This window comes from Convivina intestini (genome assembly GCF_003096575.1).
Classification (GTDB): domain Bacteria; phylum Bacillota; class Bacilli; order Lactobacillales; family Lactobacillaceae; genus Convivina; species Convivina intestini.
Map to the genome: position 1 here is coordinate 258,925 of NZ_QEKT01000002.1, position 22,204 is coordinate 281,128.

Annotated in this window: 19 protein-coding genes; 6 read left to right on the plus strand and 13 right to left on the minus strand. The window is 40.4% G+C overall.

What is annotated here, in order from left to right:
* Positions 1–70 precede the first annotated feature (70 nt).
* Positions 71–2,605: a M1 family metallopeptidase gene (locus C7384_RS03330; protein WP_089937977.1), complete on the minus strand. Its 2,535-nt coding sequence runs from the start codon at positions 2,603–2,605 to the stop codon at positions 71–73.
* 165 nt (positions 2,606–2,770) lie between these two features.
* On the opposite strand from C7384_RS03330, the gene C7384_RS03335 reads away from it, so the two are divergent.
* On the plus strand, positions 2,771–4,855 hold the full coding sequence (locus C7384_RS03335; RefSeq protein ID WP_089937975.1) for a cation:proton antiporter: 2,085 nt from the start codon (positions 2,771–2,773) through the stop codon (positions 4,853–4,855).
* Positions 4,856–4,896: 41 nt separating this feature from the next.
* On the opposite strand, the gene C7384_RS03340 is transcribed toward C7384_RS03335, so the two are convergent.
* The 5 genes from C7384_RS03340 to C7384_RS03360 form a co-directional block, all read right to left on the minus strand.
* Positions 4,897–5,490 carry a DUF1054 family protein gene (locus C7384_RS03340; RefSeq protein WP_089937973.1) on the minus strand — a complete coding sequence of 198 codons (594 nt, stop codon included), beginning with the start codon at positions 5,488–5,490 and terminating at the stop codon, positions 4,897–4,899.
* Between the two features lie 2 nt (positions 5,491–5,492).
* Complete coding sequence (locus C7384_RS03345) at positions 5,493–6,347, minus strand: YihY/virulence factor BrkB family protein (RefSeq protein ID WP_165806771.1); 855 nt, start codon at positions 6,345–6,347, stop codon at positions 5,493–5,495.
* Positions 6,348–6,409: 62 nt separating this feature from the next.
* Positions 6,410–7,771, minus strand: coding sequence for an FAD-dependent oxidoreductase (locus C7384_RS03350; protein WP_089937969.1), 1,362 nt, complete (start codon positions 7,769–7,771; stop codon positions 6,410–6,412).
* 98 nt (positions 7,772–7,869) lie between these two features.
* Complete coding sequence (locus tag C7384_RS03355) at positions 7,870–8,565, minus strand: VIT1/CCC1 transporter family protein (RefSeq protein WP_089937967.1); 696 nt, start codon at positions 8,563–8,565, stop codon at positions 7,870–7,872.
* Between the two features lie 12 nt (positions 8,566–8,577).
* Entirely contained in the window at positions 8,578–9,255 is a 678-nt protein-coding gene (locus tag C7384_RS03360; RefSeq protein ID WP_089937965.1) for a VIT1/CCC1 transporter family protein, read from the minus strand.
* A 125-nt stretch (positions 9,256–9,380) separates the two neighbouring features.
* On the opposite strand from C7384_RS03360, the gene C7384_RS03365 reads away from it, so the two are divergent.
* On the plus strand, positions 9,381–9,785 hold the full coding sequence (locus C7384_RS03365) for a Fur family transcriptional regulator (RefSeq protein WP_089937963.1): 405 nt from the start codon (positions 9,381–9,383) through the stop codon (positions 9,783–9,785).
* Positions 9,786–10,062: 277 nt separating this feature from the next.
* On the opposite strand, the gene C7384_RS03375 is transcribed toward C7384_RS03365, so the two are convergent.
* Complete coding sequence (locus tag C7384_RS03375; protein WP_243400703.1) at positions 10,063–10,863, minus strand: MFS transporter; 801 nt, start codon at positions 10,861–10,863, stop codon at positions 10,063–10,065.
* A 12-nt stretch (positions 10,864–10,875) separates the two neighbouring features.
* Positions 10,876–11,271: a hypothetical protein gene (locus C7384_RS08255; RefSeq protein WP_243400704.1), complete on the minus strand. Its 396-nt coding sequence runs from the start codon at positions 11,269–11,271 to the stop codon at positions 10,876–10,878.
* A gap of 117 nt (positions 11,272–11,388) precedes the next feature.
* On the opposite strand from C7384_RS08255, the gene C7384_RS03380 reads away from it, so the two are divergent.
* Together C7384_RS03380 and C7384_RS03385 are read left to right on the plus strand one after the other, a co-directional pair.
* A complete protein-coding gene (locus tag C7384_RS03380; protein ID WP_089937959.1) occupies positions 11,389–12,312 on the plus strand; it encodes a helix-turn-helix domain-containing protein in 924 nt (307 codons plus the stop codon).
* A gap of 329 nt (positions 12,313–12,641) precedes the next feature.
* Positions 12,642–13,610 (plus strand): phosphatase PAP2 family protein, encoded by a 969-nt coding sequence (locus tag C7384_RS03385; protein ID WP_243400705.1) that lies wholly within the window; start codon positions 12,642–12,644, stop codon positions 13,608–13,610.
* Between the two features lie 32 nt (positions 13,611–13,642).
* On the opposite strand, the gene C7384_RS03390 is transcribed toward C7384_RS03385, so the two are convergent.
* The 5 genes from C7384_RS03390 to C7384_RS03410 form a co-directional block, all read right to left on the minus strand.
* On the minus strand, positions 13,643–14,104 hold the full coding sequence (locus C7384_RS03390) for a hypothetical protein (RefSeq protein WP_089937955.1): 462 nt from the start codon (positions 14,102–14,104) through the stop codon (positions 13,643–13,645).
* A complete protein-coding gene (locus C7384_RS03395) occupies positions 14,101–14,397 on the minus strand; it encodes a hypothetical protein (protein ID WP_089937953.1) in 297 nt (98 codons plus the stop codon). Before C7384_RS03395 ends, C7384_RS03390 begins: the two co-directional genes overlap by 4 nt.
* Positions 14,394–15,563 (minus strand): vWA domain-containing protein, encoded by a 1,170-nt coding sequence (locus C7384_RS03400; RefSeq protein WP_089937952.1) that lies wholly within the window; start codon positions 15,561–15,563, stop codon positions 14,394–14,396. The genes C7384_RS03395 and C7384_RS03400 overlap by 4 nt, the downstream gene beginning before the upstream one ends.
* Entirely contained in the window at positions 15,563–16,702 is a 1,140-nt protein-coding gene (locus tag C7384_RS03405; RefSeq protein WP_089937951.1) for an AAA family ATPase, read from the minus strand. Before C7384_RS03405 ends, C7384_RS03400 begins: the two co-directional genes overlap by 1 nt.
* Positions 16,703–16,787: 85 nt before the next feature.
* A complete protein-coding gene (locus C7384_RS03410) occupies positions 16,788–18,830 on the minus strand; it encodes a peptidoglycan D,D-transpeptidase FtsI family protein (RefSeq protein WP_089937949.1) in 2,043 nt (680 codons plus the stop codon).
* Between the two features lie 97 nt (positions 18,831–18,927).
* Between C7384_RS03410 and C7384_RS03415 the strand changes: the two genes are divergently transcribed.
* Complete coding sequence (locus C7384_RS03415) at positions 18,928–21,546, plus strand: YfhO family protein (RefSeq protein ID WP_089937947.1); 2,619 nt, start codon at positions 18,928–18,930, stop codon at positions 21,544–21,546.
* Positions 21,547–21,609: 63 nt separating this feature from the next.
* On the plus strand, positions 21,610–22,095 hold the full coding sequence (greA, locus tag C7384_RS03420) for a transcription elongation factor GreA (RefSeq protein WP_089937945.1): 486 nt from the start codon (positions 21,610–21,612) through the stop codon (positions 22,093–22,095).
* Positions 22,096–22,204: the final 109 nt, after the last annotated feature.

Genomic DNA, 22,204 nt, shown 5'->3' on the forward strand with positions numbered 1-22,204 from the left:
AAACCTTTATTTTACAAATAAAAAAATGAACTACTTTGATTAAGTAATTCATTTTCTAATAATTCTATCATTAGCGAACCAAGGCCCGGAGGGTCATCGCCACTTGATTCGCCTGTTCTTCAATTACTGCAACACGACTAGCAATAATATCAATATCCATTTGAATCTCACGACTCAAACCTGGTTGATCAATTTTAGGGGTAAAGAAAGTCTTAAATTCAGTTAAACGATCCTGGGTATGAAAAATACGACTGATGACCGTGACATAACTTGAAAATTCCATATCACCACCAAGGCGTTCTTCCAACCATGGCCATTGTGCTTTCAACCAATCCCAAGCCGCTTGCTGACCGGCTGAATTAGCTAGTACACCAGCAAACCATCCCCGCAAATCTTGCGGCTTAATCACTGCTGCGTTTTGGAAATTATCAACCAAACTTTGCAATTCGGAACTGTCTTTGCTACTAGTCAAAGCCGTCCGCAAATCAGCCTTCAAGCTAGCATTGGCACTCTTTTGGTAAAGTTCTAAGAAATCAGCAAAATTGCTCGTTCCTTGATTGTTTTTAATTTCATTGACCAACACGGCACTGCGACTATCGGCTGGTAATTGCGCCACTTGGCCCTTAACTGCCTCAAATTGCGCATGGGCCTGGGCCAAAACGGCAGCATCCTCGCCGTAAACACCAGCCGCCAACACAGTTGGCCGAATTAGCAAATCTTCATTACTGTCAGTATCTTTTTGCTGCCAACCCAAACGGGCAATTTGATTAGCACTTAATTGCGCCACAAACTCTTTTAGGAGCTGTTCTTCTTCACTACCCGGCGTGACAAAGTCCTTGATTTGACTAACAATTCGATAAACCAAATCAATCACCAAACTCGAAGAACTGTCCGCTAGATTAGGTAGCAACCAAAGCAAATCAGCGTAACCCGTACGGCCACCTTCAGCTAACAACAAGTTATCTTGCAAGAACTGTGCTTGAGTAATTGGATCAAAATTCTCAAAATCCTCTAGCAAGTCGGCCAACAAACGCTCATCATATTGGACAATATAGTGGGCTGCATTGCCAACATTTAACCGGAAAGAACCGTCTGTCCGGGCCAAAATATCATCATAACTACCCAAATCAAGGTCAGCTGTATCCATCAACTTTGGTGCGTTAGGATCAGTTGAATTAAGCGGAATTTGCCACAAACGGTCAGCATCAGCCTGTTTACCGATGTTAAATTGCTCTTGATGTAAGACCACATGGCCATCAACCAACTTAACTGAGACAACTGGGTATCCTGGTTGTTCCAACCAAGTTTTCATGACTTCCCCAATATTTTGACCAGAGGCTTGTCCCAAAGCTTCCCATAAATCAGCCCCACTGGCGTTACCATAAGACATCTTGGCAAAGTAGGCTTTCAACCCTTGACGTAAGGCATCATCCCCAATCAAAGAACGCACCATTACCAATAAACGAGCCCCCTTGGCGTAAACAATGGCGGGGTCAAAAAGAGCATCAATTTCAGCCGGATGGTTCACGGCCACGTGTACCGGTTGCACACCATCGGTCGCGTCACGCTTTAAGGCTGCCTGGACATCATTAGCGTTAAAGCTTTCCCAAATGTGCCAATCTGGCTCCAGGGCGTTGATGGCGACGAACTCCATCATATTGGCAAAACTTTCGTTTAACCACAACTCATCCCACCACTTCATTGTTACTAGGTCACCAAACCACTGGTGAGCCAATTCATGGGCAATCACCGTGGCAACAACCTGCTTAACTGATAGGGCCGTGTTGGCTGAATCAACTAATAGATAAGCTTCACGATAGGTAACAATTCCCCAGTTTTCCATCGCCCCGGCTGAAAAATCAGGCAAAGCGACCTGCCAAGAATGAGGCAGAGGATAAGGCGTTTGGTAGTAATCTTCATAAAATTCAATCGAACGCTTGGCAATATCTAAGGCAAAATCTAAGTCAGCAATTGGATGAGCCTTAGTACTAAAGACGCCCACTTCAACACCACTCTTGGTCTGAGTTTGCTTACTTTGTAAATCACCCAAAACAAAGGCCACTAAATAAGTGGACATTTTAACTGTCTTTTGGAAATAGTGTACCCCGTCGTTTTCATGGTCTTCGGGCATGTTAGCAATTACTGTTTCACCAGGTTGCTCATCAAAGCGAATGGCTGTACTAAAGGTCGCCTTAGCTTCAGGCTCATCAATACTAGGAAAGGCTTGGCGAGCAAAATACGTTTCAAATTGGGTACCAACTAGCTGTTTACTTTCACCATTCACTTCATAATAAGAAGGATAAATACCATTCATATTATCAGTTAATGGTGCTGAGTAAGTCACTTCAATAGTTACTTGACCGGCCTGGCCAACATTAAAGAAAATAGCATCCTGGTCATTATCAACCTGAAAATCAACTGCTTGGCCATTGACCTTTAATTCCTGAACCGTTAAATCATGTTCATGTAGGGCAATATCAGCTTGTAGGGCTGTTCCCGTAATCTTGGTTTGCCCCTTAATAATCTTGTTAGCTCGACTAATGTCAAAATACAAGTCATAATGCTCGGGTTTAAAAGTTTCATAAAAACGCTTAATCGCTGTCATATTTTACCTACCTATCGTCTTAGTTACTCCAATTATAAACATATTCAGATTAAATTAAAATTATTTTCATAATTATGTACTAACTGCCTATTTGTCAGGAACCTCCAATCCCTCTATAATAAGAGTACTAACCTCTTTCAAACAAATTAAGGAGCAATACCTTTCATGACCAATCTCTATTTGATTGCCTTTATTTTGGTCGGTGTCATTACCGCCAATATCGTCAAACCCTTTTTTCCAAAAATTCCGGAGTCCTTTGTCCTAATTATCATTGGTGCCCTTTTTTCTTTTATCCCAATTTTTAATGAGTTCACCCTTGAGCCTGAATTCTTTATGTTATTAATCATTGCCCCACTGATGTTTATGGATGGTAAGGAGCAGTCGATTCGAACGATTCGGGCCAACTTTCGTTTAATCATTGAGCTTTCAGTGACCTTAGCCATTTTCACGGCGCTGATTGTCGGTGTTTTAACCGATCGTCTCGAAGCCCACTGGTCCTTTCCCCTATCAATTGCCCTAGCGGCCATCGTTGTCCCAACCGACGCTGTGGCCGTAAAGTCAATTACCAGTGGTCTATCTATGCCTAAAGGCGTTGACCGCGCTTTGGGCTTGGAATCACTCTTTAATGATGCGACTGGTTTAGTAATGCTGAATTTAGCCCTTTCGGTTTTGCAGCAGGGCCATTTTTCCCTAGTAAATGGGATTAACCAATTCTTAATTGTCGCTGGTGGTGGAGTCTTAGTTGGTATTTTAGCTTCACTGATTATCATTAAAATCCGAACCTATTTAACCACCCATGCCGTTAATGCGGCCGCCACCATTATCCCAATCAATATCTTGACCCCCTTTGCTATTTATCTTTTGGCTGAGCACTGGGGTGTTTCTGGTATTTTAGCCGTAGTAGCCAGTGGGATTGTTCATAATTGGGACAGTAGCCGTTTACGTTTAAATTCAACCGAAGTCCAACTAACAACCAGCACTATTTGGGAGACTTTAACCACAATTTTAAACGAAGTCGTCTTCTTACTATTAGGTCTATCGCTACCTGCCGTGATTAATGAAATGATTCAAATTGGTTTTGACTATAGCTTCGAATTAATTGGCCTAAGTCTAGCCATCTATACCGTCATGTTCATTGGCCGTTTCGTTTGGGTCCGAGTTGAAAAAAGCCAACGACTCCAACCTTTCTTTGGCCATCAAGATCAACCAGAACGCTTCAAAAATGCCCGCTTATTTGGCATTAGTGGTGTCCATGGGACGATTACCTTAGCCATGGCCTTCTCCTTACCCACTACAATCAATGGTCAGCCTTTCCCCTTTCGAACTGAATTAATCATCATCGCTACTCTGGTAATCTTAATTAGTATGCTAGTCGCTTCCTTAATGCTTCCGCGCCTATTACCACGGGAACAAACCGACTACACACCGGAAGAAATCAATCAGATTCGGGACCAGATGATTGACTATGCCATGCTACGTAGCCAGGAACAAATCAGTAATCGTGATATACGTGAGGCTATTTCGGCCCAGCTCAACTCCCAAAAAACAAACCTTCGTAATTTCGATCAAGTACGCTATTCCGAAGAATATCTAACCGAATTAAATGACATTGCCGACTTTGTCAGTTCCTATACCCACGGGGATTATGTTAATGCCACTTATAGTGATGAAGTCATTAATATGTACAACAAGATTTTACAAAAAACTTTGTTAAACCCCAACCGTCGTCGCCACCCAATTCGCTCTTTGGAACACCAATTCCGGCGAATTTGGCATGAAATGCGCTTCCATATTAGTACGGGAACCATCACGAAGAAACAGCGTAAATCCTTTTATAAAAAGCGTTTAAATACCGACGAAAAATTTGCTGAAAAAGTCAAAACTTGGAAGGCAAATCAAGAAGTCCTGCTGCAATTAAATAACGATGTGATGCAGGCCGTCGATACGCATTTAGATGATATTCTAAGAGAAAATCTACAAAGTAAGACCAATAGTAATGAGCTTTATCTGGCTCGAAAGACCATGGACCGCTTCTTCACCATGATTCAACATGATTTCCATCAAAAGCAAATCAGCATTAATAGTGATACTTTTATTCAGGTCTTCCGCTATGAATATGATTATGTGCAAAAGGGCGTCCAGGATGAATCGATTAAACCAGCTATTGCTAATATTTTATTTAATGAAATCAACCAAGCCCAGGCCCTACAGTTAATGAAAAATAAGGAAGAAACTTTAGCCATTGAATAAAGTTAAAAGACCATTCGACAACCAGTCGAATGGTCTTTTTATTAACGCAATTTTTGATATAAAGGTAGTAAAGTTTTTAAAGCTGCTAACAAGTCAACTTCTAGCTGGGCGTCTCCCAAACGGACATCTCCCTGATTAATCTTAATGCCAATCAAGACTTCACTAGCCTTAACCTGCTGGTAACGCTCAACTAGGTCCTCATAGGCTGTCAACGGCTGGTTTTCATTGACCATATGATTTTGACTTAAAACAAAATCATTAGGCAGTTGCGCCACTAAATCAGTAATTTCTCTTAACTTAGGACCAATGGTTGCCAACTGAGCGGGTTTCATGTTTTCTTCCACCGCTAAGTATAAATACAAATTATCAGCCCATAGTCCCAGCTCAAAATGAGGCATCATCTTATACCCACGTTTATTAGGGGCAAAGGCCACCCAGGTATTATCAGGGGCATTGGTTTTACGCATCCGATGTTTAGCAACATGGGCATACCACTCCTGCCCATCAGTTTGTAAAATTGGCAAAGCCTTGTTGGCAAACGCTTCAAATTTTGGATCGATAATCGCTCGGATTTTTTCCATCCGTCCCTCTAAATCTGGTGCCAAGAATACATCAAAATCACTATTCGTAAACATTCTTACTCCTCTTCTACCTTTTTATTATCAAATGATGATAACCACATAATGAAGACATAACCTAAGACTAAAATAGTGGCAATTAAATTCAACCAAATCAAAAATACCACAATCGAACTAATTGATTCATAAAACCCATAGCGGCCAACTTGTAAATTAGCATACCAGGAGAAAAATCGATTTGATAAATTCAAGAAAAATAGTTCTACTACCGACCCAAAGGCAACATACCGCCATCGAGGACGGGCTTCTCTCGTCGGTAAAAAGAAATTCAACATCGTTAAAACCAACCAAATCCCAAAAATCAAGGCCCAATGGGTTTGATGACTTAAAAAACCGGTCCAGGGACTAATCGGTAAACTATGGACAACAATCGTTAAGATATTAACCGCAAAAATTAAGGAAACAAACGATATTAAGGATAAAAATAGCCAAATGAAGGACCAAGCCCGGGTTAAGATGTTACTGCCCTTATCTTCTACCCCAGCAATACTATTAAAAGTCCGGCGTAATACGGCCACTACTTGGGAAACCGACCAAATAATGAATACAACTGAAAAAGACAAATAAGACTTACTCTTAGTAGTCATCACCGATTCTAAAACCGGATGGATAATTTGATCAATACTATCAGGTAGAATACGACTCAAAACGTGCATCACCGCTTCTGAATCAGCATTAATCAAAGATAAAATAACCACTAACGCAATCATAATTGGAAAAATAGTCAAAAGTGAATAATAAGCAAAAGTTGGACCAACTAAGCCGACTTCGGAGCGTGAAAAATATTCCACTAACAAACCTAGGTTAAAGCGTTGGTCCAGCTTTTTCCAAAAAAATACCAATTTTTTATTCATAATATCTCTATTATGCCAAAAAATCGGTATCCACATTCATTTATTTATGTCCAATGAAAGAATTAAACACTAGGTGTCTCACCCAAAGCTACTTGAGCAGCTAAGTTGAGCAATGACCATTGACGGTCAAATCCAGGTTGGAAGAAGAAGTCAGCTTCAGCTAAATCTTCCAAAGTCATGTGGGCTTTAATCGCCAAGGCAATTGTATTGGCTTGAGCCGTTACATCTGCTTCAGAGAGGAATTGCCCCCCCATAATGACGTGGCTTTCAGGATTGAAAGTTAACTTTACCGTCACTTCCGGATTACCATCCTTGACAAACTTAGGACGCAAAGTCGCTTCATAAATGCTGCTAGCCGTATCAAGGTTTAGCATTTGAGCATTATGAGCATTAACACCAGTAGTAGCCAGCTTATATTCAAAGACTGTCAAGGCAGAAGAACCGTTAACACCTGGGAATACTCGGCTTGGTTGTGCCATCGTAATGTTTTCAACTAAGTAGCGGGCCTCGCGACGAGCAGTTGAAGCCAAAGCGATTGGCGCTGGCTGACCGGCTGGCGTAAAGAGTGGCAAGATTGCATCTCCAATAGCGAAAACATCGTTAGCTGAAGTGCGCAAGTAAGGATCAGTCTTGATAAAACCACGCTCATCCAAAGCTACTGTGTTTTCCAACCACTTGGTATTAGGCTTAACCCCAGCAGCAACGATTACTAAGTCAGCTGGGATTTCTTGGCCATCATCACTCTTAGCTGATGCTACTTGTCCTTGCCCTTCAAAAGCTTGGACTGAGTGACCCAACTTCAAGTCAACACCGTGCTTAGTCAAAGTAGCAGCAATCTTGTCTGCCAATTGATCATCAAGGTAGTTTCCCAAAGGACGGTTAATCATATCGATGATCGTAACCTTCTTACCAGCCTTGTTAAAGACTTCAGCAGCTTCAACCCCGATATAACCAGCACCGACCACCACAACATTCTTTACTTGTTCATCATGAGCCTTGGCATAAATCTTTGTGGCCCAGTCGCGACCACGCATCAAGTAAACATTGTCTAGGTCTGATCCAGCAACTGGCAAAGTAGCTGGTGTTACTCCTGATGAAAGAATCAACTTGTCGTAGCTATCTTCCTTAACTTCACCGGTTGTTGTATCCTTCACAGTAACTTTGTGAGCATCTACATCAATGGCAGTCACCTTATGATTAGTCAAAACCTTACCACCCAAGTTTTCAACTTGCTCAGGGCTAAAGTTACGAACTTCATCACGATCAGTTACCTTATCTTCTAGGTATAACTGCATACCACAGGACATAAAGGAGATAAAATCCCCTTCTTCATAAACCGTAACATCATTCCCTTCGTAACGGCTCAACAACTCAACTGCTGATTCATGTCCACCGTGTGACGCACCAACGATTACAACTTTCATTTTAAATCCTCCATTCTTATTTATAAAGTTCACAAGTTCAGTATAATTTATTCACTTTATAATTGCACGTATTTTTATAAAATTTGAAATATACCAAATTAGAATAACTTACCAATTCCAAAGTGAATCACGATCGTAATCAAACCAATAATGATATTTCGAACGATTGCCCGCATAACCATTCCGTTGGAAAGTTTGGCACTCATCAGTCCAGTAATTGCCACGGCGATTACCGTAGCTAAAATGGTAGCTGGGAATTGATAGGCAATCGGGGTAATAACTAACGCTAGTAGCGGCAAACTACCACCCAAGGCTGCGCTAAATAATGAAGCCCAAGCGGCCTGCCAAGGGTTCATATAATGGCCCAAGGTCATATCATATTTAATACTCAAAATTGATTCCAAGGGCTTTTTGGTCATTAATTCATTAGCAATCGCTTGGGATGTACTAAGCGTAACTCCCCGCTCGACATAGTGATCCACAATGACATCAAATTGTTTTTGGAAATCAGTTTTCAGCAATTCTTGCTCTTTAACGACGACAACCTTTTCACTATCGGACTGGGCCGAAACCGAAGCATATTCTCCCGAAGCCATCGACAGAGCACAGGCTAATAGATCGGCCAAGGCCGCAATCATAATTGTAAAACGGTTCGTGGTCGCCGCAGCCACCGAGAACACCACCCCAACCACAGTTAAAATACCATCATTAGAACCCAAAACACCGGCTCGAATCGCATTCAAACGCTCATCAATGGTCATATGGTCTTTATTTTTCTTATTCTTTTTAAACATTTTGTCCCTCTCTTAACGGAATAGTGAACCGATGGCAAAGGTTACGATCATGGTAAAAATTCCCGCCACAATGTTACGAATAGCAGCATGCTTACGATCAGCACCATTTAGAGAAGCTGCCGAGTAACCTGTCAAAGCCAAAGCAAACAAAACAGCTAAGAAGGTCACAATTTCACGGTAAGTAGTTGGTGTTAACCACATGGCTAGCATAGGCAAAGTCGCCCCCAAAGGAAAGGAAATAAAGGAAGCCAAAGCAGCACTTCCAGCGTTCAATACACTATTTGGTGAAAAGCCATATCGTTCACGAACAGTGGTTACTAAGGCGTCCTTATCCATCATTTCCTTAGTTGCCTGTTGAGCTAATTCTTTGGAAATGCCGACATCTTGGTATTTCTTCTCCACAAAATCAAATTCCTTTTGATAATCAGTGGCCAATGCTTCAGTTTGAATCTTGGTCACTTTAGCTTGCGCATCGTGCTGGGAACTAACCGAAACATACTCCCCCATCGCCATGGAAACCATCCCCGCTAAGGTACCGGCAAAACCTGCCAGCAGGATGGTGCCCACATTGGTAGTGGCTCCAGCCACCCCTAAAATAATTCCTGAGATAGATAAAATCCCATCATTACCGCCCATAACGCCGGCTCGAATGACATTATTTCGCTCCATCAAATTATTGTCTTTTGCCATATGCATCTCCTGTTAGAATGATTCTAAATAAGTTATACCAAGAATTAGAACTTTGGTCAAGTTGTTTGGAATAATTCTAATTAAATGATATACTTCTGTTAGCTATATCATTAGGAGGATTTTATATGGCAATTGACATACCAGCATTACTCCAAAAACACAGTCTAAAAGTAACGCAACAACGACTTGCGCTATTGGGATATCTAGTAACACACGAAACTCATCCAACCGCGGAGATGATTCATGCTGAATTGCCTGAAATTTCCTTAGCCACAATTTACAACACCCTCGATAAATTGGTCGAAGTCGGTCTGGTCGTGATTATTGAAGGAACGGCCGACGGTAAACGCCACTATGATTTCTACGGCGAACCGCACTATCACATTATCAATACCAAAACCCAAGAGATTTTTGATGCCAATAATTTTGATGTCCAGCCCCTCTTACAAGCTGGCCGGGAAGCAACCGGTCTTGATATTACCGATTATCATATTGAACTCTATGGTGTTGACCCTAAAGATGCTGAATAAAAACAAGCCCTTGAATTTTGCGATACAGGGGCTTGTTTTTCAATTAGATTCTTACTCATCTATAAAATCTTTTTCATCTATTCAGATATAATTGACGCCTTCAGCAATTAAGTAAGGCCCTAATAGAGTGATTTCATCGTCTGATCGACGAGTGAAAATAATAATGGTTTTTTGAAAATTTTTGATAGATGTATTTTGACTATTCAACAAATATTTAAAATCGATATCTTGTGGCTGACTGATTGATAGCCAGTAGCCCTCTGCATTAGATATGGTTTCATGATTTATCTCCTTTAAGGACAATATTTTTACTTCTAAGTAGTAATGGCACAACTATGAAAAGTGCACTTATGCCTGAGATAGAAAAAACAAAAGTATAATTAAATTTATCGAATAATAGTCCATAACCCAGTGCTCCTAAAGGAACAAATAATTGCGAAATTGCATTGATAATTGAATAAACTCCGCCTTGTTGATTAGTTGGTACAGTATTTTGCAAATATGTAGTCATTGCAGTATTCGCAAAAACGATAATCAAGCCAAAACAAAGTACGAGAATACTGATATAACCAGTCGTAATAAATACTCCGAAACTTTGTAAAGGAATTCCAAATAACACTAATACGATAGTGAAGGCAAGCATTGAAGTGTAAATAGCCTTTAATTGATTTTTTATTTTTAGAAATACAAGCAATATGCCACCGCCAAGCATAGCTATACTGGTTAAACTCTCTAAAAAGCTATAAATCAATTTTGATAACTCTAATTTCTGCAAAATAAGCACAGGTAAACCAATATTAATTGACGAGGCATAAAAATTAAGAAACATTGCTATAAGTATTAAGGAAAAAATTTCTGGCCTACGTTTAATAAGATCTATGACCGAAAGAAAATTTATTTTTTCTTGGCTTTCTTGAATAGATTCAAATTCAAAATAAATATAGTGGGTAAATACTATTGATATTAGAAGAATACCAATAATACCTAATGTAAATATTTTCATATCAATCAAACTGTATATAATGCCACCGAGTATAGGCCCTAGAATATTTGCGGTTGCCGTAGTAGATTGAATCAAACTATTGAATTTTTAATAATTACTTTTTGTAGTTAGTTGCGTAACAGACGCTTTCAAGGTGACACTAAACAATTCTTCACAGATTCGAATTAAAATCATTAACAAATAAGTTAGTAATAACTTTTGCGACCTAATAAGAACCGGAAAAAATTCGTAGGTAAGAAGAGAAATAGCCGCAAAAAATTGTGAGTAAATCAATATTTTTTTATGGTTAATACGATCTACAATATTGGCCATTATTGGCGTTAGTAATAGACTTACTATAGGGCCAATAATTGTTAATGTACCAAAGATGAAGGCAGAACCCGTTAATTCAAAAAAATACAAGCCAAACACAAAATTAAGGGTTGTTACAGATAGATTAAATAAAATATTGGTTGCTGAAATTAGTGAAATTTTCTTTAACATGTCTGCCTCCTTGTTAAATTAAATTTATCACTTTTATTTTTAATCTGTTTGCTATTTTGTTGCATAAAGGATACGTTATATAACATAAATACTGTTATTTAGAAGGGGTAGGACTATTTGAAAAAAATTGGAGAAAGTATTCGATTAATTCGTAAACAAAAAAAATTAACACAAAGTGTGGTTTATACTGGAATAATTTCGCGAAACTTTGCATCTAGATTCGAGAATGGCGTTTCAGGTATTGAAACTAGTAAATTTTTTAAAATTCTAAAAAGGTTGAGTGTGTCCCCAAATGAGTTTGAATATATCCATTATAAAAATAATGAGTATAAGTTAAAAAAAGTGTTACGTGACATTGATAATGCATCTTCTGCAAATAATTTTTCTGCATTGAAGAGTATATATAAGCAGTACCATTTGGAGAATTCGCTGGATAGTCAAATACTTTCAGCATTAGCGTATGTAAAATTATATGTACACGGAAATAATCCTTTCAATATGGCATTAGAACCAACATACCCATTGAAGCTCCATTTGCTTGAATCTTCTGAATGGTCACTGGTTGAGTTTAGAGCATTTGTTGATGGCATTTTTATTTTTAGATTGGAGAATTTCAATTTAGATTTATGCATGAAACGCGCTGTTAAGGCTCATTTAAAATATAAAGATTTGGTCGATTCTAAAGTGGAAATTGACCAAAATATGGGAAGTATCATCCTAAATTACTTGCAAATTCAATTAACAAATAGAAAGTATAATTTTATTGATGACTATTTAAAATTAAGTCGTACTTTTTCTACTGAACTGACAGACTTTACAGCAACATTGACACTAAATTTTAGTGATTTACTGTTTAATCTTTATTTTGATTGCGATTTCAACCATGGACGAACCGAATGCTATGAATTTCTACGTACCTTACAAAAATTAAAATTTTCTGATTTTAGAGTTTTCCAAGATATTTATAACTATCACCTATCAATAAGTGAAGACTATCATCGCAAAAAAAATAAGAATAACTTTGATGGCCTTCTAAAATAACTAAGCGCCCATAACGTTGTTATGGGCGCTTTTATTAATTTGGTGAAAGCAAAAAAATTTACCGACTTTGGGGTTTAATTTAAACTGCTACAAAATAATTCACAAGTCCGTCAATGCGAACTAAACAGATTACTAAAATAATTTTCTAACAGAAGTCAAGCTCCGCAAGGGCTTTGACTTCTGTTCTTTTTCAATTGTTTTGTATTTTGTGTAGAAAAGATGTAAATCACGACCAGTATAACATTCAAATTCATAAATCTTTAGTCTCTTTATTTCACTAACATGTTGTTAAAATGAAACCACCGTTAGGAAAAAAGGAGGAATTACCGATGTCATCTGCTGCTAAATTGAAAACCAGTCCCTTCCGCACAACTAAAACCGAGTATAAGTTCGTCTATACGCTAGTTCTAGTTGGCTTAGCTAGTTTAACCTTAGCAACTTTTTTTGATCCCCTTGTTAGTCAAACTGTGATGAATCAAAATTCAATTTTTGGCAATATTTTCCAAAATTACGCTGATCAAGGCGCCAACATTGTTTTAATTGTTGCTTTTGAGGTGCTGGCTTGGTTAGCCTGGCAGCAAATGTCAGATACTTTTTCCCGCTATTTATCAACTGGTGCTTTATTAGGAATGGCGTTTAATCAAATTCTAGCCGCTCTCCAAGATATGCTCAGTTATACTTTCTCCATGATTCACAATCTCCAACATGGAATCCCCATGGGGGTAGCCAACAATACCGCAGCCGTTCAAAACTATCCCGAACCCTTACGATGGAGTCTAGCCGTCGTAATTCTAGTGATTTTATCCTTTGCATTTCAACGTTGGATTAGTCATCGTAGCTTCCAAGAAAAAAATTATTTAACCTTAGCCGCTTTGGCCGGCATCGCCACCGTCTTTGTTGCGACTTCAACCGTGGGTGAAATGAAACTGCTCTGGGGCCGCTACCGTCCCTATGAAATGACTGATATTTTACATGGTTCTTTGGGTCATTTTACCCCTTGGTACCATCTCAATGGTAATACCCATCATAATTCGTTTCCTTCCGGACATACCATGTCCGGTTGGCTCTTCTTATATCTAACTTTCTTTGTACCGCGTAGCAACTATCTCTGGCAAAAACGACTAACTATTTTTGGTCTAGCGATGGGTCTCTTAACCGCCTTCAGCCGTGTTCGCATTGGTGCCCATTGGCTCAGTGATGTAACTGTCTCTAGTCTATTAGTGGGGCTAATGGTTTTTATTGCCAGTCGGATTTTACAAGCTCATTTTGTTGAAAATCAATCGATAAATAATCATTAAAGCACCAAAAAAAGACCTTAACAGGTCTTTTTTTAGACTTCATCCATATCATCCATGGTCATTACTCGGCGATAAAAGATGGTATAGGGTTCTTGGATTAAGGATTGCAAACTTTCAAAAGTTTTACCAGTAACAAAGTCATTAATCGCTTTTTGGCTATCCCAAAAAGTCCAAATCACGCCACTGGCCTTTCCCTTAATGTCACCGGCCATAACCGCATTATCCCCTAGTAATTTTTGAAGCGTTTGATCATTATCATGGCTATATTTAAAGTCAATTTGATAAACGAAAGTCCCCGTTAAATCACTACCTACCTGCAGACTTTGATACTGCAAGGGACTGCTGAAATTAGCGGTGGCTTGGGCGCCTGGCAATAGTAAAGCATTCATACCGTCTGCTTTTTTCAAAAGGAAGAAGTGCTTTGGATCAGCACTTTGCCAATCTAATAATTGCTTTACGGGTTGGTTAGGTGAAAGAACGTAATTAATAGTCATAGAAATGGCTCCTTTAGTTTTTGAATGAGTAGCTGTGGTAAATAGGACTGAAAATCTATAATAAAATGCTGTAATTTGGAAAAAGAATTCAACTCAAGGGTAGCATATTGATCCGAATATTGACTAATTTTTTGAGCAAAATTAATATCAGCAGCCGTAATCAAATCACTACCATGATCTTCTTCCACTAAAATCCGCGCCCAATCATGTTCTAAAATTGCTTGGGCACGACGATAACGCTGGTCACGCCTGCTAATACTACGTAAATCATTTGGATTTAACACACTCGTCATGCTTGGTCCTCCATTTGAATTACTTTTCCAATTACTGGATTGATACTGAGTTTTCCGCCCGCTGTTATGACCCAGTATACGCGGTTAAAATGATAAGAATCAAGCTGCTTTTCACCGGCACCATCCGTAAAAATTACGGACACGGTCTCTTTGGGTTGGCAGTGCTGGGCTAGTAACCAGTCAAAAATCGCTTGAAAGGCAGTTCCCCCGCCAACTTGTCGTTGCCAATTTTTAATATTGTCGATGGGTTGTACCCGAGCATCAAAACGGCAAAAATGAATCTGTCCATCCAGTTGTTTTTGGATTTGCTGAGCATATGCTAAAAATGAGGCTACCTCAAGACTGGATACTGAAGCAGAATTATCAATAAAAATCCAAAGTTGCGCACTTTGGCGACTAATACGGCCAGGCAAATCCATACGATACGGTTGGCGGCGATTAAAACGCGCATGGGTATCCTTTAAACTCAATGGTGCTTGACTGAGCGCCAAAGATAGCATCCGACGCCAGGAACGTCTTACCGGGCGTAATGATTGAACCTGCATTAAAACATCACTGGGCACCTCGCCCCGACCGGCACGTTTAGCATCCTCTTGCGCCTGCTGCATAATATTGGTCAAATCTGTTTGGGCTTGGGCTAGCTGCCCACCGGCTTCCTGCCAGCCTTGATGACTATCGCCATGTTTAGCGTCTGATTGACTATCATCATTATCTAATAAATCGTTTAAAACTTGAATATAGGCCTGCGAATCAGCCCGTGCTGGTAACATCTGTTTAAAGTTTTCAAAAACCGTTTGCAGGGTAATTGCACCGGGAAGTTCCCCTAAACTATTGGGCAGATACTGATTAACGGCAATATCCGTCCCCCAATCAATAGCAGTTTGACTTTGGCTGGCACGACAATACCGAATCGGATGCTGCCAAATTAAGTGCAAGGCCTGATGAGCCAAGGCTTGGGCCATTTGATCAGGCGTTTGGTATTGGTCAAAATATTTAGGATTATAATTTAAAACCCAATGCTGGCCATTCCATCCCAGCGCAAAGGCCACTGCTAATTCCGAAGTAACTTGCCGGGGTAAGTGAATAATAATACTGCCATATAGAGGCGCCACATCTAAGAGGGTTTTGATTGCAATTATTAATAATTTATCAGTTGAACTTTTCATTAGCGTGTCGCAATATCCATAATTTGTTGGTATAAGACATTGGCATAATGATCAGCTGACTGGTACAAATCATCTAGCACAGGATCGTTAACCAATTGTTGCACCACGGCATATTGACTATCAGGTGCCAATAATTCTAATAAAGCCCCATAACGACCAGCGTGGTCATTGGTCGTAAGATTAGCCGTAGCCAAGATTGACTTCATGGCAGTCATTTTTTGAATTTCAGTCATCTTTTGAAAACGTTGGCGAATCGCTTTAGGTAAACGTGGACCCACTGGCTGGCCATCAAAGACCTCTTGGGCAGTTAGCAGGACCGTGTTTTCCTGAAGAAAACTAACCAACTGACTAGCAATTACTAAACCAAGATCACCGGCAAATAAATCAAAAGCCAAATCTTCTATTGCAGCAGATCCCAGCGCCTTTAACTGACCATAATTATCAGAAACGCGTTGCCAAGCTCTGGGCGTTGGATCTAAATCGCCACTCCGATTTTTAGGGTAAAGCAAATCAGTGTTTCCGGCAATAAAGCGGCAAATCAGCGGATCAATATTACCTTGCTGGGCCCACTGGAGCCAGTCTTTAACGGAGACATCCATGACCAACCGCGTGGTACGGTCTTTTAGGGCTGCATCAGCAGCTTGAACTGTGTATTGATCCTCTTCAAATCCCTCCATCGTATCATCGGGATTTTCAGCCAAAACCAAATGGGTATTTTTAGGCAGCTTAATATCATTAATTTGTCGTTGTAGCACCAAGTTCATCAATTCCGCTTGGACGGCGCTATTTCCCCGATTAAATTCATCTAAAAACCAAATAATTGGTTGCTGGGGATGCCTTTCAGCTTGCTTAATAATTTGAATCAAGGTGTGCGTATAACCAAATTTAACATCTGCCAATTGGCCATAATGCTTGGTTTGAATCATATCTCGCTGATTAAGGGGGGGAATTGGCAAGGCTAAATCGCCCTTTTCAGATAGTGAAACTACCGTTGTAAATAACTTAGCCCCCATTTTATGGGCTAAATCAGCTACTAAGGCTGATTTCCCAATTCCAGCTTCACCGACGATGGTCGGCACGTGCCCAGCCTTTAAAACCACTGGCACAGCCAATAATAATTGTTGATAATTCAGGGCCATAAACTCCTCCTCGTTTAATTTTACCGCTCTTTTGTCCACAAAAAAATGACACGATTAAATTCTAATAATCGCGTCATTTTCTATTTTAAGATGGCTTTTGCATGACTGTGTCCCAGAAAGCATTAATAATCTCTGATGCAACACGGCCGTTGGTTCCATCTAGGTAACTGTCCATTCCAGGAATCGCCATAGCCATGGCAAATGGCTGACCCGGAACATAAACGACAATTGACTCCGTAAAGGTTGAATTACCGTTGGTCGTCGTTTCCGCCGTTCCAGTCTTAGCATAAACTCGTGGCTGTAAATTATGCACCCCACCACCAGTGTTATTGGGGTCGGTTCCATTGGCAACGCGTTCCATCCCCTTATGAATGACATTCCACTGGTCAGCAGTTAACTGAACTTGCCCTTGCAGCTGAGGCGTTGCCGCCCAAACTTCTTTTTGGTGTTTATTATTAATATCATTTTGAAGGACTGACCCGACCAAGTGCGGCCGAACCAAATAACCACCATTAGCAATCGTGGAAACATAGCGGGCCAACTGCAGCGTCGTATAGGAATCGTACTGTCCAAAGGACTCATATAGATACTTTCCTTGGGCCTCCCCAGTAGTAGGTCCTCGATAACCGGCCGTTTCACCTTCGATATCAATACCGGTTTTGGTACCCAAGCCAAACTGAGCTAACCCATTTCGAAGGGTTTGGAAGGCATCACTATCTAGTGCCAAATGATCACCAGGAACATAGGTTTGCCCACCAATTTTCATTCCTAACTGAACAAAGTAAGTGTTAGAAGAACGCTCTAAGGCCGTCAAGGCATCAATTGCTGTTGGCGTACCAGCCTTGTTCCAGTAAGAAGTAATTACCGGAGTGCCGGCAATTTTAATCGCCTGATCATACATTGTATTATTGCTGGCAGTGATAATTCCCTTTTGGAAACCAGTGGCTAGGATGGCTGGCTTAACCACCGATCCCATGACAATCCCCTGATTAATATTTCCCAGTGGATTAGCCGTTTTCTTACCAGTCGACGAATCTCGATTAACCCCAGCCATAGCATAAATGCCGCCAGTATAGGGATTAATGACGGTCGTATAAATTCCTTGCACATTACCACCAGGAATATTACTATCCAAAATTTGCTGAACTTTCTTCTGGAATTCAGAATTAATGGTTAGCTTCAGGCTATCACCGGCTTGTCCCTCGTACTTAACCTTACTAGTCTTAAGGCCGTTGGCATTACTAGTAATTAAGGTTTGGGAAGGAGAACCTTTCAGAATGCTTTCATACTGCTTTTCTAAGGCATTGCTACCAACCGGTTCATTTTGCGAATAACCTTGAGCTAATAAGGTATGCAAACGGTCAGCCGGTAGACCAGTCGCCTCATCCGTTACCGTTCCTACCAAAGGCTGGAAATCATCACCCTGCGGGTAATCTCTGGTCCAGCTGGAACCAATCTTCACTCCTGGGAAATCCCCAAGGTGCTCACCAATTTCAGCTTGAGACTGATCGCTAACGCCTGATTCTTGAATGAAGGTCGTTGACAAAGCATAGGCCCCACTCATGCGCTGAAAAATCATAGCCTGGTTGGCATCAACATCTTTATCTAAGCCCTGCTGCCGCACGTATTTAGACATGGCGGTATTCAATTGAGTTGTTGTCCAACTCTGAGAGGCTTTAGGATATTCTTTTTCAATAATTGCTTGAATCTTAGTGGCTTGCTTAGGATGGGTCGTTAGATAATAATCAGCCTTAGAACGGTCACTCAAACGCTTGGTATCGATAGTTAGATACTTAGAAAGGCCCGCTGCAATCTTGGCGATTTGCGTCGAGGTTGTCGCCTTTCCACGGGTATAGGTCACAGCTGTTTGGGGTTTATTACCAGTAATCACGCGGCCGGTTGTATCGTAAATAAGACCACGTGGAGAATTCCCCTTTTCAACAGTCTCATCACTGCGCTTTACCTCGGCTTGAAAATCAGGTCCTTGTTTAATTGTTAAAAAAGCCAATTGCACCACTAAGAGTGCCATTAGCGCTAAAACAACCCCTAATAAGATTTTTAGTCGGTTCGGTAAGTTAGCCCGTGCATCGTTTTTATTTCGGTTTTCTAAATAGGGATTAGGTTTCATGATTCCTCACCAAAAATTCGTGATAATAGTCCTATTTACTTTACCATAAATCCAATTTTTGTCGCTAAAAAAAGGTAGTTTTTGGTATCCTAAACACATGCAAAAAATTAGTAAATTTACTCAAAAATACTTACTTTCCCCCTTAGCCATTTCATTTTGGCTCCCAGTCATCTTTATGACGGGCTATTTTGCCAGCCGCGGCATGGCGCCCTTTGGCACTAGCACTATTTTAACCGTCGATCTCGGCCAGCAATATATTGATCAATTTGCTGCCTTCAAAGCCGCCTTCTTAAACCATCCCAGTAACTTTCTTTACTCCTTTAGTAATGCCCTGGGTGGCGATATGTTGGGCGAATGGGCCTATTATTTAATGAGTCCATTTAATATAATCTTCTTGTTTGTGAGCGATTTACACTTACCTAGTGCGATTTTATGGGTAACCGTTTTTAAATTTGGAGCCGCCGGATTAAGCATGGCCTATCTCATTCATCGCCTAAAACTCCAAGAAGGCCACTATATTAGTCTGTTTGCCATCTCCTACCCGCTTAGTGGTTGGTTTATTGCCAATGATCTAAATTTACTATGGCTGGATACTGCCATTTTGCTACCATTACTAATCTTAGCCTTAGAAGGGCTCTTAGGCGGTAAGAAGGGCTGGCCCTACAGTATTCTTTTAGCTTTAACCATTATTAGTAACTACTACATCGCCTTTATGGTGGTGATTTTCATCGTCTTATATGCCCTCTGGCGCTTTCCTCAATTAGCCCATAAAACCATAAAAATCCCTTTGATTTTCATTGGCCAAAGCGTCTTAGGCGCAGTCATGTCAGCCTGGCTAATTTTACCGGCTTACTTTCAACTCCAACAGGGGAAAATTGGCCATAATTCCGCTTGGAGCTTGGCTTTTGAAAATAATCCCCTACATTTACTAATCAAACTAATTCCTGGCAGTTTTGATTTTGAGCAGATGCAAAATGGACAGGCTAATATTTTTATCTCAGCCTTTGTTTTAGTTGCCTTAGGGGCTTTTGTCACTAATCGGACCATCTCTTATGTAAGCAAATTAACGGCCCTGCTTCTTTTGGCAATCCTTATCTTAGCAACTTGTTGGGCGCCACTAACCCTTGCCTTTCACGGTGGCCAATATCCAGTCTGGTATCCTTACCGTTTTAGTTTTTTAATCAGTTTTTTCTTAATCTTCTTAGCTGCCTGGGGCTATCGACCCAATTGGCAACCGCGGCTTCTTACCTGCTCGATTTTATTTGCCATCGTTACCGCCATCACCCTCTATGCTCTAAGCCAGCTCAAGCAGCTTAGCTTTCTAACAAACAATAATATCCTAATTTTTTGGCTATTGAGCTCAATTTGTCTACTCGTCATCACCGCGCCCATGCCCCATTACCTTCGTTTAGGATTGCTAGGTTTTATTACTTGTATCAGCCTAACTACCAATATCTCCACCACTCTCAATAATTTTTCTTATATCAATTTAAGTGATTACCAAACCACCATTACTGCCCTAAAAGCAGATAAAAATAAAATCCATAACGACCGGAGCTGGTATCGCGTTGGGCAAACCTATCAACGTACCCGTGGGGATAGTATGATGGAAGACTTCTATGGCGGTGGCCACTTTAGTTCCTTAATGCCCAACAAGATGGTGCAGTTCTATCAAGCTATGGGCCAACCCGAAGGTGATAATTTTGTTAATTATAGTAACGGTACTGTATTAACTGATAATCTTTTGGGCTTTAAATATTACTTCAGTCCTAGTCCACAAATTAATAAAACCGAAGGAAGCCCCCAAAGTCGTAAAACCGGCTATCGGGCTGATTTCACGCAATATCAACGGTATGCCCAGACTAGTACGACAACAATCTTCAAAAACCCGCAGGCCCTGCCGATTGCTTTTGCAGCCAACCAGCAAGTATTACAAACTTATCTTAACAGTGCCCTACCAATTCAAAATCAAGCCCGTTTATGGCAGGCCTTAACTGGTCGAAAAGATCAGCTAATCAGTAAAGATGATTTTGATTTTTCCCAAGCTAATAATGTCAATCTACCAACCACCATTACCAATAGCCAATTAGAAAAAAAAGATTCTAGTCAACCTGGCTCACTAACATTAACCTTTACCCCTAAAACCAATGACCCCTATTACTTAACCTTAGGTGGTAATTTAAAAATAGAAAACTTTGATCTATTAATTAATGACCAAGTTATCACCCAATTTAGCTCATATCGAAATACCGTCATTGTCAACTTAACTGATCACGCCGCTGGTCAGGAACAAAAATTAACGATTCGACTGCGAAATGCTGCCAGTCTAACGCTCAGCAATGTTGCCCTGTATCACTTAAATCAAGCAGCAATTAACCAAGACGTCGCACAATTAAAACAACATTCATTAACTATTACCCAGCGGACAGAAAATCAGATTAGCGGACACATCACCACCACCACTAGTAAACCAGTGATTATGACTTCTATTCCAGCAGCACCAGGTTGGCAGGTTAAAATTGATGGTAAAAAGGTGGCCACCAGCCAGGTTGGTAATTTCCTACTGGCCATTAAAACTAAACCCGGTTATCATCAGGTTCAATTTAGCTATGTACCGCCTTACCTATACTGGGGCTTAATCATCACTTTGATTGGGGTCATCATTTTGGGTAGTCAAATTATAATCAGCCGATCATCCCCCCGCTTGCAAGAATAGGCTGGCCGTGATATATTCTTTTTGCTGTATCTAAGCGCACCTGCGCATTGAAAGGACAATCTCATGTCAGAAGAAAAGACATTTCCAATGACTGCCGAGGGCCGCGATAAGCTGCAGGCAGAACTGGATGATTTAATTACTAACCAGCGTCCAGAAATTACAAAACGAATTCAAATCGCCCGTTCGTATGGTGATTTATCAGAAAACTCAGAATATCAATCAGCCAAGGATGAACAAGCCTTTGTCGAAGGTCGGATCATCACTTTACGTAAAATGATTGAAAATGCTGAAATCATCAATGCAAACGCCACTGCAAAAGATGAAGTATCGCTTGGTAAAGAAGTTACCTTCCAAGAATTACCAGATGAAGATCCTGAAACTTATGCCATTGTGGGTTCAGTCGAAGCTGATCCATTGGCCGGTAAGATTTCTAACGAGTCGCCAATGGCTACTGCCCTAATCGGTAAGAAGACTGGTGACACGGTTAATGTTCCGCTTCCTAACGGAGAGAGCATTAAGGTAAAAATTCTAAAAGTTATCACCAAATAAAAAAACGCCTAACGTGAAGTGCGCCCCCTAGATTGGAGAAATCCAAACTAGGGGGCGCCTTTTATCATGGCGAAATATTCACTGGCAACTAAATTAAAAGCAATTGACC

What these genes read in the sequence shown, in the direction of transcription:
- C7384_RS03360 (WP_089937965.1), bottom strand. Translation starts at nt 9,255, where the DNA reads ATGGCAAAAGACAATAATTTGATGGAGCGAAATAATGTCATTCGAGCC.
- C7384_RS03410 (WP_089937949.1), bottom strand. Translation starts at nt 18,830, where the DNA reads ATGAAACCTAATCCCTATTTAGAAAACCGAAATAAAAACGATGCACGG.
- C7384_RS03390 (WP_089937955.1), bottom strand. Translation starts at nt 14,104, where the DNA reads ATGACTATTAATTACGTTCTTTCACCTAACCAACCCGTAAAGCAATTA.
- C7384_RS03415 (WP_089937947.1), top strand. Translation starts at nt 18,928, where the DNA reads ATGCAAAAAATTAGTAAATTTACTCAAAAATACTTACTTTCCCCCTTA.
- C7384_RS03405 (WP_089937951.1), bottom strand. Translation starts at nt 16,702, where the DNA reads ATGGCCCTGAATTATCAACAATTATTATTGGCTGTGCCAGTGGTTTTA.
- C7384_RS03335 (WP_089937975.1), top strand. Translation starts at nt 2,771, where the DNA reads ATGACCAATCTCTATTTGATTGCCTTTATTTTGGTCGGTGTCATTACC.
- C7384_RS03400 (WP_089937952.1), bottom strand. Translation starts at nt 15,563, where the DNA reads ATGAAAAGTTCAACTGATAAATTATTAATAATTGCAATCAAAACCCTC.
- C7384_RS03345 (WP_165806771.1), bottom strand. Translation starts at nt 6,347, where the DNA reads ATGAATAAAAAATTGGTATTTTTTTGGAAAAAGCTGGACCAACGCTTT.
- greA (WP_089937945.1), top strand. Translation starts at nt 21,610, where the DNA reads ATGTCAGAAGAAAAGACATTTCCAATGACTGCCGAGGGCCGCGATAAG.
- C7384_RS03340 (WP_089937973.1), bottom strand. Translation starts at nt 5,490, where the DNA reads ATGTTTACGAATAGTGATTTTGATGTATTCTTGGCACCAGATTTAGAG.
- C7384_RS03385 (WP_243400705.1), top strand. Translation starts at nt 12,642, where the DNA reads ATGTCATCTGCTGCTAAATTGAAAACCAGTCCCTTCCGCACAACTAAA.
- C7384_RS03330 (WP_089937977.1), bottom strand. Translation starts at nt 2,605, where the DNA reads ATGACAGCGATTAAGCGTTTTTATGAAACTTTTAAACCCGAGCATTAT.
- C7384_RS03395 (WP_089937953.1), bottom strand. Translation starts at nt 14,397, where the DNA reads ATGACGAGTGTGTTAAATCCAAATGATTTACGTAGTATTAGCAGGCGT.
- C7384_RS03355 (WP_089937967.1), bottom strand. Translation starts at nt 8,565, where the DNA reads ATGTTTAAAAAGAATAAGAAAAATAAAGACCATATGACCATTGATGAG.
- C7384_RS03350 (WP_089937969.1), bottom strand. Translation starts at nt 7,771, where the DNA reads ATGAAAGTTGTAATCGTTGGTGCGTCACACGGTGGACATGAATCAGCA.
- C7384_RS08255 (WP_243400704.1), bottom strand. Translation starts at nt 11,271, where the DNA reads ATGTTAAAGAAAATTTCACTAATTTCAGCAACCAATATTTTATTTAAT.
- C7384_RS03365 (WP_089937963.1), top strand. Translation starts at nt 9,381, where the DNA reads ATGGCAATTGACATACCAGCATTACTCCAAAAACACAGTCTAAAAGTA.